The sequence below is a fragment of the Bartonella sp. AU55XJBT genome (assembly GCF_028618525.1).
Genome location: NZ_JAQITC010000003.1, coordinates 154,322 through 168,881, shown reverse-complemented (window position 1 = coordinate 168,881; position 14,560 = coordinate 154,322). Strand labels below are relative to the sequence as shown.

Below are 14,560 nucleotides of genomic sequence, written 5' to 3'. Positions count from 1 at the left end.
CCTTTGGTAATTTGGAAGTTCTTACTTCCAGTGGAAAAATCTACATCGCTGTCCATAAGAACAGTCTTGCCATTTTCACCCCCAACTGACAGTTTCCAGCCGTTTTCTTTGACGAATGTTTTTAAATCTTTTAACTGCCCTACATTTACTGCATCAGTACCTTTGCTACCAGCAGCCACACCTGTGATTTGTCGTGTTATATTCTTATCAAGATTACCAACACTCACAGCGCCTGATGTACTTTGCCACTGAGGTGTAGCATTTGTTGCAACCTCATCCCTTACCGAAGGAGCATAACCAAACTCATTAGCAGCTCTATTGGACACAGAGTTGTTTCCGATAGCAACACCATTATCAACCAACGCTTTAGATTGGTAACCTAAAGCAATACTACGCAGACCTGCTACTTCTACGCCATAACCCAAACCAATACCCTGCCAACCTGATACCTTTCCTTTACTACCTATAATAATAGCATAAGGAGATAATGCCTCTGCTTCAGAACCTATAGCAATAGTGTTATCTTCCTTTGCATCTGTCTGAAAGCCTAGAGCAAGAGAGGCTACTCCTGATGCATTTGCGTGATCACCAAGGGCAATTGAATTTTCAGCTATTGCCGTAGGATCTTTAAAATCCTTAGCAGAAGTATTGATTTTTAAACCTTTTAGAGCCGATATTCCTTGTACTGCTTTTAGCTGTGAAAAATTCACCGCATCTGTCTCTTCAGTACCCTTTGCTATTCCTGTTATCTTTTTGCCGCCAGCATCAATACCACCTGTTGTCATTTTCGGGCCGCCAGAAATTACTAACCCTGTTGCATCTAAGGTATTTGTACCTGCTTTTAAGCTTGTTAACGTAACATCTTTAGCTAAATCAAATTTTACCTTATTGTCCTTATCACCTTTGGTAATTTGGAAGTTCTTACTTCCAGTGGAAAAATCTACATCGCTGTCCATAAGAACAGTCTTGCCATTTTCACCCCCAACTGACAGTTTCCAGCCGTTTTCTTTGACGAATGTTTTTAAATCTTTTAACTGCCCTACATTTACTGCATCAGTACCTTTGCTACCAGCAGCCACACCTGTGATTTGTCGTGTTATACCCCCACCAGGATTACCAACACTGACGGCGCCTGATGTACTTTGCCACTGAGGTGTAGAATTTGTTGCAACCTCACTCTTTAATGAAGGAGCATAACCAAACTCACCAGCTGCAACAGCAGCCATAGAATCGCCCCCTAAAGCAACAGCTCCTTCCACCCCTGCAGCGGCTCCCATACCTATTGCAACACTCTTTTGCGGCATGGCAGCCGCCAGCCTACCAACTGCAATAGAACCCTTCTCACCCGCCATTGCTTGACCACCAATAGAAATCCCATAGTCCCTTAGAGCTTGAGATATATAACCCAAAGCTATCGATTGCTCCCCCGACGCTAAAGTAGAATGAACAGCGCCTTTGGAAAATTCTCCACTGCCTATTGCAAGACCAGCTGTTCTTTCAGCACTAGAGAATTTACCTACAGCAACAGCCCCATCAGCTTGCACCGCAGCCCACGGACCTATAGCAACAACATTACTGCCTTTTTTCTGCACTTGATAACCCACAGTATAAGAGTGGTCTCCATCGTAGTTTGCTCTCGTAGCAACTGGAAATACATTTGCTACAGCTATTGGTCCCATCTCCTTGGTATTTTTTTCTAAACTACGAACGCTAAACCGCCCTCCACCAGTTTCCTCACTATCATCAATAGAAAGCTTCCAATCTTTCTTTACAAATGGTTTCAACTCTTTTTTCTCAGAACGATTATTTATACTGTTTTCAGTAATCTTAGCAGCTACTTTTGTAAGCTGCTGTCCTTTAACTATATTTAGCACATTATTCCATGCAAAATCGCCGTCTTCTTTCATAACACTTATAGAGCTCTCATCACTTGGGCTCAGAAGGGTTCTGGTTAAAAAATTTGCATAATCACTAGAAGCTTTAACCTTTTCTTCTCCTGCATTATTAAGCACTGTTAAATAATTGTCTTTTGAGACGGAAGAAGCACTCAAACCAGCAACAGAGATAAGGCTTTGTGGATAAGATACACCAGCACTGTTAACACCTTCAAGAAATGCGTTTCTAAAATCAGAATTTGCTGAGAAAGCAAGTGTGATATTCGACAAAAGTGCAGCGATTGAAGTCAATGATAAAACTTTAATAAAAGGAAAACGAGAACCTTTTAATTCATTCGCTGCTCCCAGTGCATGTGATTTTTTCATAACAAACTCTCCAATGAAAAAACTTAAAAGCACCTCTAAAACATAAAAAAGACACATTTTAGCATTATCAGACTATCTTAAGGTTTTGGATAAAGGACACTGCTTAGAATGTGAACGTTTTGAGTCTTTAATTTTGTTTTGTTTGTGCCTTCTGTATTGAAATCTAAATGTATGTCTTTTGGTTTATGTTTTTTTGATATAAATATGACACATTTAGAGTCTAATGGTTTTAATGTGTTGCTTTTTCCTAACTGAAAGGAATTCTAATATTACTCTTTTAGTTGGTAATGGTATAAAATGCTTTGTAAAAGGTTTTAGTGTGTATTTTCATAGTTATAGGTCTTAGTTTTATTTAAAAGCACTTTTTTCTTAATAACAAGTAAAGTGAAAAGGTGTTTTGATATTGGGAATTTTATATTTCCTTGAATAATTCTTGCTAGATAGATTATTTTTTTCAAGATATCACGTAATGATGTGGGTGTACTCTTTTGATTGTTTCTTTATTCTTACGTGTCATTTACCCTCCCCCTTTAATATTGTTATCAAAATGAGTCTTACTAATATACTTTACGAGTCATATCTACTCTATAATAAAATAGCAACAAAAAATAACAATTTTTATCAATTTGGGTATTTTTCACAAAACAGTGTGATATTTTTTCAACAATTTAAGTAAAAATTTTTAGAATTTATAAATAAATTTATTGCTACAGAAAGCTTTTTGCAGACATAAGATATTCTTAATTCTTCATAAAAGAAAAATATAAATGCAAAATGCAGCGACAAACTTTAATAATCTCTATCAATTCAGTTTTACTCTTAAACCTGCTCCTACGCCCCAATGATTACCAGAACTCGTCGCGGATATATTAGAACGAATTCTGCCATTTTCAGAAACATAACCTGCTCCAACGGCAAAGGCTGATTGATTACGCCACATCCCCATACCTATTGATAAACTTACAGAACCTGGCGTTTCTTCATAACTCAAATTCGATACCGCTAAACCTATTGCCGCCGCCTGTCGCGATTCTTTGCGAATTTCCTTAATTTCATACCTTAACGCTTCAAACTTTATATCTGTGTACGATTTTATATCATGAACAATATTATTGACCGTATTAGTGACAACATCATTAAACCGCTCATCCGTATATTTCTTCGCATCAGAAAGTACAATACGCATCTGCTGATCCGTATAATCATGCAATTGACCACCTGTAACAGCTTCTTTTGAGCCACTTTCAATGCGGCCATCCGCTACATTGTCTATTAATACTGGATCACTCTCACTTACACCAACTAATGTTACTTTATTCTTTTTCTTGCCATCATTCCCTTTATCATACTTAACAGCAATATCCGCCACACTAGCAATATCTTTTACTTGCTTATCAATCATATTGACATGGTTTTCAACCTCTTCAACTTTCTTATTCGTTTGCCAAAGTTGACTACCATTAACAGCCTCTTTTGAGCCTTCTGATATTTCACCATCCGCTACATGCTTAATCTTACTGTCTTGACCTTTATGGTGCGCATCAAAAGCTTTTTCTGTCTCACTCCAATTTAAACCACCCGAGAAAACACTCTGTTCAAAATCATGAATACGATTGTTGATATTTGTCATGCTTTCGTTAACACCTTCAAATGCAGATGCAACATTGGTATAGTCCTCCTTTTTACTGACCACACCATCAGCAGTAAATTGTGCAACCTTAAAGTTTGGCGCAAGCCATTGTCCATCCTTGTATCCCGCATCTCCACTAAAATATCTAGAAAGCGCATTGATTACCGAATAAAGTTGGAAACCATTGACCGCTTCCGTGGATTCTGCTGTAAGAAGCCCTGCTTTTACACCAGAAAGGCTACGCACACCGCTCGCACTGTTTGCAATACTGATTTCACGACCATCTTTCTCTCCACCAATCGTGATAAGTTTTGTCTTTTCATCCTGCTTAACAAGATTCTCACTTTCTATTTTGCTAATCTCATGGGTCATTTTATTCTGGATATTCGTGAAAGAATTTCCAACCTCACTCAATGCATCAGAAATATTGCTATAGCTCTTTTCTTCAGAGACTCCATCTTCACCAAACTGCTTGATTTTAAAATTTGGAGCTTGCCAATTTCCTTGCTTATCATAACCAGCGCCACCACCAAAATAAGTCGCTAATTGCTCGTTTAAAGAATAAAGTTGAGAACCATTTACTGCATCACTTGAGTTTGCTGTAATATCACCATCCTTGAGATAGGTAATCTTACTGTTTTCCCTTGTTTCTCCCTCCCCATGAAGAGCAACATAAGCTTCCTTATTCTTATCCCATAATAAAGAATCATTGCTAATGCCTTCTGAGACTTCCTTAATACGCTGGTTTACATTCTTTATATTTGTATCAAGACCTTCAAAAGCTGAAACAATATTATCATGCTCTTTTTGTCCTACCGCCCCATTTTCAGAAATACTGAGTAATTTATAAATTGGTCCCGTAAAAACACCCTCTTTAAAGGCTGCACTGCCACCAAAATATTTCACTATCTGCTGGAATATTTTTGTAATTTGACCACCATTAATTGCATCGTGTGATTCTTGCGTAAGGGCACCATCAGCAACATTATGCAAAGCAACAGGTTCTTTATTTTTACCACCAAAGGTTACACTCTTATAAGTAACAGTACCATCCGACTGTTTATCATAAAAAACTACAAAAGAATTCGTAGACTCAATTTTCTTATCCAACTTATCAAGCTGTGCTTTGTTAACCGCCTCATTATCTTGTGTTGCCGCCTTTACACCAGAAAGTGTTCTATCCTCTTTATTCTTGTTGGCAATATTGATTATAGTACCCTCTTTCTCTCCACCAACCGTGATAAGCTTTGTTTTGTCATCTTGCTTAATAAGACTCTCACCTTTTACATGAGCAATTTCATTGTTCATCTCATTATGAATATTCGTGAGAGAATTGCTTAAACCTGACAAGGCATCCGAAACAGTTTTATAATCTTCTTGCGTTGCATTGCCTTTAATATCAAATTTGTACACTGTAAAAGTTGGAGTAGTCCAGCTTCCCCCTTCATAGCTCGCTCCACCACCTAAAGAAGCAGAAATCCCGCTCCCCACTGAATAAAGCTGACTACCTGTGATTGCATCTGTAGAATCAGAAGAAATGGCGCCATCTAAAAGGTGGGTGATCTTGCTCTTTGTTTTTGCACTCCCCTCTCCATGATCAGCAATAAACGCTTTTTCCTCCTTGTCCCACAGCAAAGCGTCACCTTTAACTTGTTGCGTAATATTCGTTATGTTTTTAGTAAAGTCGTTAAACTTATTCGTTAATTCGTTATTTGCATCTTTGATACTTGTATCAAGCTGACCTTTGTTAACCGCTTCATTATCTTTTGTTGCTGCTTTCACGCCAGAAAGCGTCCGATCTTCATCATCCTTGTTGGCGATATTGATTTCAATACCGTCTGTTGCTTTACCAATGGTGATCAGATCTGTTGCTTTTTCTTGCTTTACAAGACTATCTCTTACTACTTGGCTAATCTGATTAGTGATTTTATCATGCATATTCATGACAGAATTATTTACACCTTCAAAAGCAGACGCAACATCATGATATGTCTTTTCCTCAGGCTTGCCATTCTCACCAAATTGTTGAATTTTGAAATCTGGAGCCTTCCATTCTTTATCTTTATCATATTCAGAACCACCACCTAAATACGTCGCTAACGTCTGATGCAGTTCATAAAGCTGTTTGCCAATGACCGCATCCGTTGAAACAGCAGTAATATCTCCAGCTAAAATATGCGTAATCTTGCTCTCTTTTCTCGTATCTCCTACCCCATGAGAAGCTACAAAAGCACCATCCTGTTTACTCCACAACAAAGAATCCTGTGCAATTCCCTGTGATACTTCTTTAATCAAATCATTCACATTCTTGATATTGCTATCAAGACCTGTAAAAGCTTTACCAACATCACTAAAGGACTTATCTGTAACTTGACCTTCTTTAGAAATTTCAGATAATGTATAGATTGGTTCTGTAAAAGCTCCATTGTTGAAGGCTGTATCTCCACCCAAGAATTTAGCTATATCTCCACCAATTTTATAAATCTGTCCGCCAGTAATTGCATCATGCGACTTATCAGAAATAATACCATCAGCAACATTGTGGAGAGCTGTAGGAATGTTATTTTTACCCAAGGTGATATTCGTATAGTCTGCCTCATTCCCATTATCGTTGGATTTTTTATCGTAGTGAACAGCAAAAGAATTCTCAAACTGAAGATCTTCTGTTAGCCCTTTCATACCTTTATCAAATTGTCCTTTGTTAATAGCCTCATCAACCTCCATTGCCTCCTTTACACCAGAAAGTGTACGAACTTCACCATTCTTGTTGGCGATATTGATGACGCCGCCTTCCGTTTCTTTGCCAATGTTGATATTATTTGTTGCTTTATCTCTCTTAATAAGACTTTCACCTTGTATAGTGGTAATTGCACTATTAATCTGGTTGGTAATTTCCTTGGTCATTTCATTCTGAATGTTCGTAAAAGAAGTACCAACTCCACTCAAAGCTTCCGCTACATTGGTATAGTTGTTATCTTCTTCCTTGCCTTCACCGTTAACAGTTTTGACCTTAAAGCTGGGTGCTTGCCAGTTTCCTTCCGCATCATAACCGGCATCTTTATCCAAATAGGTTGCAAACGTATTGCTCGTAGAATAAAGCTGCTTACCAGTAATAGCATCTGTTGAATCTTTAGAAACAATACCATCTAAAAGAAATGTAATTTTGCTGTTTTCTTGCGCTCTCGTTGCTTTGTCTTGTTCTTCTGCTTTCTTTTTATGACGAGCAACAAATGCCTGCACTTCATCGTTCCATAATAAAGCATCACCTGTAACTTGTTGCGTAATATTTGTTATGTTTTGATTAAGTTCGCTGAACTTATTCGTTATATCATTGGTAACTTTATTCTGAACATTCGTGATAGACGCACCAACCCCTGCAAAAGCTTCCGCTACATTGGTATAGCTCGTCTCTTCAGAGTTACCATCAGCTTTAACTAACTTTACTGTAAATTTTGGATCAGTCCATTTGTCATCTTCATATTTGGCATTTCCTCCAAAATATTTAGCTATATTTGTGGCAGCCGTTTGGAGATTAGTGGAGATAGTATCCACTTTCTGATTTGTCTCAAAAAGCTGTGAGCCGGTAACTGCTTCTTTAGACTCCGCTGAGAGTGCGCCGTCCTTTATACCCGTAAGAGTCCGCTTTTCATTATTCTTGTTAGCAATATCGATTTTATCACCCTCTGTATCCTTACCAATGGTGATATGTTTCGTTTCAGCTTCTTGTTTCACAAAGCTGCTGGCAACTACTTGCTGTTCAACCTCTTTTTCAATTTTCTGCAATTGTCCAAAATTCACAGCATCGGTATCTTTAATGCCCGCTTCTATTCCTGTTATTTTTTTATTGCCAGCATCAATGCCAGTCGTCATTATTTTTGGACCATCCTTGATGATTAAGCCTGTGGCATCAAAGGTATTTGCACCTACTTTTACACTCTCCAGCGTCAATGCCTTCGCCATATCAAATTTTACCTTATTGTCGCCCTCGCCTTTGGTAATTTCAAGATTTTTACTTTCAGTAGAAAAATCTACCGTGCCATCTATACCAATAACTTTACCGTTCGCACCACCAACAGACAGTTTCCATCCCTTATCTACATAGGCTTGTAATGATTTTAGCTGTGCAACGTTAACGGCATCAGTCTCTACACTACCTGCTGCTACTTTTGTAATCTGTCTTGTCTTGTCTACAGAACCAACACTCACCGCACCGTGTCCACTTTTCCATGCTGCATTCGCATTAGTTGTAGCCTTCTTAAAGAGAGGATCAAAACCAAAAATACCAGAAGATACATCCGCTACGGAAGAATCGCCTAAAGAAACACTTCCCAAAGCTGTCGCTTTTGTATAAGCACCCAAAGCACTGCTTAACTCAGCACTTGCAGCTGCTTTATATCCAACAGCAACAGAATCTTTTTTCTCTGCATTTGCATATACCCCCAAAACAGTACTTTCTTCTGCATTTGCTTTCGAATAAAATCCTATAGAAACAGCATCTTTTTGCATTGCATATGCACGATGACCAATGGCCGTTGAACCATACCCCAAAGCTTTAGAAATAGCACCCAAAGCTGTTGAATAATCACCCTTGGCAGTGGTATAATCATCCTGCCCCTTTTCATGATATTCAGAACCGATTGCAGTACTGCTTTTCCCCAAAGCATGCGCCATATAGCCTATAGCAATGCTATCTTCTTTTGTCGCCTGTGCCTCTGCTCCTACAGTGATAGCAAAACTTCCTGTTGATTGTGTCTTGAAACCAATAGCAACACTTTTTTGTCCTGCTGCATTTGCCTGTGAACCTGCAGCAGTAGAATTTGACTCAGCTCTTGCGCTTGTAGATGTCCTTTCATTCACTTGTATTGGATATTTTTCCTCTGATGAACTAAGCGTATTTAAGAGAACTGGACTACTTCCATGATTATCACCAATAGAAGACTCTAATTTTTTTTGTGTAGAACTGCTATCTTTGTCCAAAACATTCACAGCAGTCTTACCTTTTTCAGAAAGCATAGTAATTAAAAAATCCGCGTAACCACTAGAAGCATTCACTCTTGACATTATTGCTGTAGTGATCATTGTTAAATAACTTGATTTTGATAAACCGGTATTGTCAAAGAAACCCGTATGAGGGCTATAACGATTATAATCAGAAAAAACGTTTCTATTGTTTCCTTGAGAATAAATCGCTGTTGCCTTCTCTAGAACTTGAAGAAGCTGTTCTATTATATCAAAATTTTTTGCATAAATGGGAGAAGTATTTGATAAAAACGCAACGATTATGGTTCCCAACAAAAGCTTTTTAAAAAAATGTCGAGAGAAATATCCGTAATCCCAATCATTCCTCTTTGATATGATAGATAATTCTTTCATCACAAGTACCCCAATGAAAAAAAATCAAATCAACCATATTTATGACATAAAAAAGACATATTTCAATTTACAATATTTTCTCTTCACTAAATTAGCTATGAAAAACTGCTGGGGGGTGTTGTTTTCGCATGAAGCCGTTTTAAAAAACAGTTTGAAGGTTTTTGGCAGTTTTATTTTTGCGGTGATATATTATTTAGATAAATTTGTATAAGTGTGTTCTCTTGTTAGGTTAATGAGTTTTTACCTATATGTAGTTAACATATTGATTTTATGCTCTTTTGAACTGCTTTTTTGTGAAAAGCAGAAACGTTTAGTATGTGGTAACCTGCATTCGTATTAAATTATAAATTAAGATTAAAACAGTGCTTTAGCATTAATGGTACATTTTATTTCATTGCTCATCTGCTTCGCATGTTTTGCTTTAAAAATCTAATTGGTTGGCTTTATTGATTTCTTCTTAAAATAAACTTTCGCCCTTGTCCTCATTTAAGTAAGACAAGGGCGAAAGTATTTTACTCAATGTATTATGTTGATTATTAGTTCAATGTCATATTGAATCCCGCACCTATACCCCAGTGTCCACCAGAATTGGTGACAGATACATTAGACAGAACAGAGCCGCTCTCAGATGTATAACCAGCACCAAAGGCAAATGCAGATTGCCTACGCCATAAGCCAGTACCAAATCCAACACTTAATTTCCCAGGTGTTTCATTATAGCGTAAGTTCGCCACTGCTATACCAATAGCCGCTGCTTGTCTTGCTTCTTTTCGCACACCCTCAATGCTGTAATTTAAAGCATCAAACTTCATATCCGTATAAGATTTTGCTTCATTAATAACATCACCCATCTGGTTATTTAAAATGCTATTGAAGCGCTCATCCGTATAAGATTTTGCTTCATCAAGGACTATCTTCATCTGCTTATCCGTATGATCATGCAATTGGCCCCCATTAACAGCTTCTTTCGAGCTACTTTCAATGCGACCATCCGCTACATTGTTTAACACTACTGGATCACTTTCACTCACACCAGCTAATGTGACTTTATTTATCTTATCACCCTTTTCATTTTTATCATATTTAACCGCATCATTCGTAACCGTATTTTCAATATTTTTTACCTGTTGATCAATATTGTCTACTTTCTCTTCAACCTTGCTAACCCTATTATTTGTCTCCCAAAGTTGGCTACCATTAACGGCTTCTTTCGAATCTTCAGACAATTTACCATTCGCTACATGCGTAATCTTACTGTCCTGCCCCTGATGATGTGCGTCATATGCTTTTTCATCCTCATTCCAATTTAAACCATTCGATGTGACATTCTTGGTAACCTCAGTAATACGATTATTGATATTTTGCATACTTCCACTAATGCCATCAAAAGCTGCCGCAACATTGTCGTAGGGCTCCTGCTCATCAACGGTACCATCACTCTTGAATTGTGCAACATGGAATTTGGGAGTCATCCATTCTCCATCTTTATATCCAGCACCACCACCAAAATATGCGGAAAGCTTATTACTCATCAAATAAAGCTGCGAACCATTAATTGCATCGGTGGAGTTTTCAGTTATGTCACCATTCGCAAGAAAAGTAATCTTGCTATTGGTTTTTCCTTCACCTTCACCATGTTGAGCGATAAATGCTCCTTTATCATTGTTCCACAATAAAGCATCACCTTTTGTTTCATTAAGCTGGTTGGTGATATCATTGGTAATTTTATTCTGAATATTCTTGAAAGATGTGCCAACTCCAGCAAATGCTTCTGCTACACTCGGATAGCTTTGCTCCTCTTCTGTTCCATCTTCCTTAACTGTCTTAAGCGTAAAGGTAGGCTCTTTCCATTCTCCATCTTTATATCCAGCATTACCATCCAAATATGCGGAAAGCTTATTACTCATCAAATAAAGCTGCGAACCATTGATTGCATCGGTTGAATCTGCTGTCACTTTACCTAGACCAACATTATGTAATCCGACAGTACCAGCTTTGGGATCACCAAAAGTTACATTACTCTTATTAACTTTACGCGCTGATCTCATAAATATATTGTCACCTTGTGGTTCTTCATCATCATAAAAAACTGCCACAGAGCGTACATCCTCAATTTTTCCAGAAAGATTATTCACATCTTGATCAAGTTGCGCTTTGTTAATGGCATCAGTATCATCAGTACCCGTTGCCACTCCTGTTATCTTCTGACCACCAGCACTAATACCTGTAGTCGTTATTTTTGGACCACCCGTAATTACTAAACCCGTTGCGTCTAAGGTATTCGTGCCTGTTTGTACGCTATCCAGCGTAATCTTCTTTGCTAAATCAAATTGTACCTTACTGTCTTTATCGCTTGCTGTAATTTTGAAATTCTCACTTCCCACTGCTAAATCTACCGAATTATCTATAGAAACAGCTTTAGCATTTTTACCATCAACAGAAAGCTTCCAGCCTTTGTTTACATAGGTTTGCAACGACTTTAACTGCGCAATATTGACGGCATCAGTATCTTCAGTACCGGCTGCTACCCCTGTAATTTGCCGAGAAATCTTATTAGTATTATCACCAACACTAACAGCACCTAACGTACTTTTCCATTCATAACTTATTTCACCTGATCCATTACCTGTCAAAGGGTTATAACCCGCAATACCACTATTAACATCCGCTACAGAATACGCTCCTATAGCAATCCCTCCGTTCACCATTGCTTGTGATCTCATCCCCAAAGCTACAGCATTAATACCAAGTGCAGATGCCTCAGAACCTATAGCAATTGAAGATTCCCCATCTGCTATAGCATCTTTAAAATTATTGCCAGTCGTGTTAATTTTTAAACCTTTTACAGCCACAGTTTCTTGCATCGCTTGTAGCTGCGCAAAATTCACAGCATCGGTATCATTCGTACCGGCTTGTACGCCTGTGATCTTTTTACTACCAGCATTAATACCATCTTTCGTTATTTGAGGACCATCTATAATGTTCATGCTCTCCAGTGTAATGTTTTTCGCGAGATCAAATTTTATGTTATTGTCTTGGTCGCCTTTTATGATTTCAAAGTTACTTCCAGCTGCAAAATCTACTGTACCGTCTATCCCCACAGCTTTAGCATTGTTACCATCAACAGACAGTTTCCAGCCCTTGTCTACGTAGGTTTGTAATGACTTTAACTGCGCAATATTCACGGCATCAGTATCTTTAGTACCTGCCGCTATGCCTCCAATTTGCCGTGTTTTCCCTTGCTTAATATCACCAACACTCACAGCACCGTAAGTACTTTTCCATGCAAAAGTCTCCTCTGTCGCCACCCCTTGCAAAAGAGGATTATAACCTAGAACACCAGAAGTAACATTCGCTATAGAATCAGCACCTAAAGCAATAGCATGATCTACGTTTGCTCTCGAATAAAATCCTATAGAAACAGCTTCTTTATCCGTTGCGTATGCACGATGCCCCACAGCAGTCGAACCATACCCCAAAGCTTTAGAAACCGCGCCTAAAGCTGTCGAATAATCACCCTGAGCAATTGTATAATCATTCTCCCCGTGTTCACTCTTATCATTATATTCACCACCCAGCGCAGTACTGCTTGTTCCCATAGCGTGAGCCATATAGCCTATAGCAACACTCGATTTTTTTTGCACTTGCGATCCCTCACCCAAAGTAACATTTGTGTCTGCACGTTGTAATCCGGCATCACGGTTTGTTATTGCAGTTGAAACATTACGTGAGGCGTCAGATACACCAATGATCACTGGACTCTCATCATGCTGTGCAAACTTTTGAGAAGACATACTATTAAGAATAGAAAATTGTGGGCTGATGATAGCTTGTTTCTTTTCTTCCTCTGTACTGACCGCTCTTTTCAATCGGTTACTGCCCCCTGCTTTAAGAGTATTTGCAAGAGAGTTATCATCTCCCACATCAGAAAGGTGGCTTGTTAAAAAATTTGCATTATCATTCAAAACATGAGCGTTTGGTGCCAACGTCGTATTCGATACTGTTATATAATTATCTTTTGATACATCAAGAGAATCATCATAAACAGAGATAACACTTTGGGGAGAAACCACAGAAACAGCCTTTATATCTGTAGATCCCCCTTCTCTTGGAGAGAGATTTTTTGAAAAAACTGGAAAAACGCTTGACAAAAGTGCAGCAATTGAAGTCACTGTCACAACTTTAATAAAAGGAAAACGAGAAAATTTTAATTCACTCCCCGCTAATTTAGTATATAATTTGTTCATAACAAATTCCCCAATGAAAAAATTTTAACGACAAACACAAAAAGACATATTTAAACGCTAGAATTTTATCTAGATTTAATTTTTTAACATCGAAATTTATGTGATGAAAAGATAGAAAAATTATGTATTTAAATGTTAGAGTGAATATACCCGCTTTTTGTGTTCTCTAAGAAAATAAGACCTATTTTTTTATATATTAGTTAATATTTGTTTAATTTTTAGGCTTTTTGGTTATTTTTTGCAAGAATAATATTATTTTTTTTGTTTTTCGTTTTTTCTTTTAATTTGAAATGAGCAAATCTAGAGTAATGAAGGGGAGTTTTTTCAAGTAAAATGAAGTCAATATGAGCGGGCGGGTGGTTTTTCTTGAAAAATTTTAAGGGGAGATGTTGTTACTCTTTCTTACACTGATGCTTTTCTTTTGAACTTTAAAAATTAGAGTACGTGTTGTCATTTTACAGTTTTCAATACCAAAAGCAAATACATGTTGGGGTACGCTGTATGCCGCTATTAAGTGCTGCTTAACTTTTTTGCTAAATAAAGCATTTATAATTTCATTCCTCTCCTTTAAGCGTGAAAGCGCTAAAAAGTGGTATTTCGTCATCAACACTATAATTTTTCATGCCTTCAGAATCTATAGACACCGTCAATTAAATATTGCTCAACTGTTATTGAATGTTGGCTTTTGCTTGTTTGCAGAGGGTAAAAGTATTTATGCTCTCTCCTTCTACAGTCATACCAAGACTTGTAAAACAATATTCGACAAAACTATAAGAACAGCTACATTTATGAAATAATACCGTATAAAAGGCAAACAATAACAAGAACGAAAGTTTAAATTATTGTTGGCTCATTTTGCATATCATTTTTATCACTGCTCTTAGTAAAACTAAAATATCTTTAAAGAACTATTTTTCCCATTAGAAAATTGGTAGTAAATTTACAGTTTTTTAGAGAGCAAAGGAGATCCCATTTTTCTACCTATAAAGTGCTGCAAAAACTTTTAGCTGTAAAATTTAAAAGTAGAAAATAATGAATGTGTAATTTAT

General features: G+C 37.5%; 2 protein-coding genes and 1 pseudogene. All 3 read right to left on the bottom strand.

Annotated features, from left to right (window positions below; genetic code table 11):
• Positions 1-2,261 (bottom strand): annotated as a pseudogene (locus tag PVV70_RS02770) (hypothetical protein); the annotation flags it as partial.
• Positions 2,262-3,063: 802 nt separating this feature from the next.
• Positions 3,064-9,183, bottom strand: coding sequence for a Vomp family autotransporter (locus tag PVV70_RS02765; RefSeq protein WP_273757779.1), 6,120 nt, complete (start codon positions 9,181-9,183; stop codon positions 3,064-3,066).
• Positions 9,184-9,800: 617 nt separating this feature from the next.
• Positions 9,801-13,511, bottom strand: a complete 3,711-nt coding sequence (locus PVV70_RS02760) for a Vomp family autotransporter (RefSeq protein WP_273757778.1) — start codon at positions 13,509-13,511, stop codon at positions 9,801-9,803.
• Positions 13,512-14,560: the final 1,049 nt, after the last annotated feature.

Coding starts and splice junctions, on each gene's coding strand:
- PVV70_RS02760 (WP_273757778.1), bottom strand. CDS start 13,511: ATGAACAAATTATATACTAAATTAGCGGGGAGTGAATTAAAATTTTCT.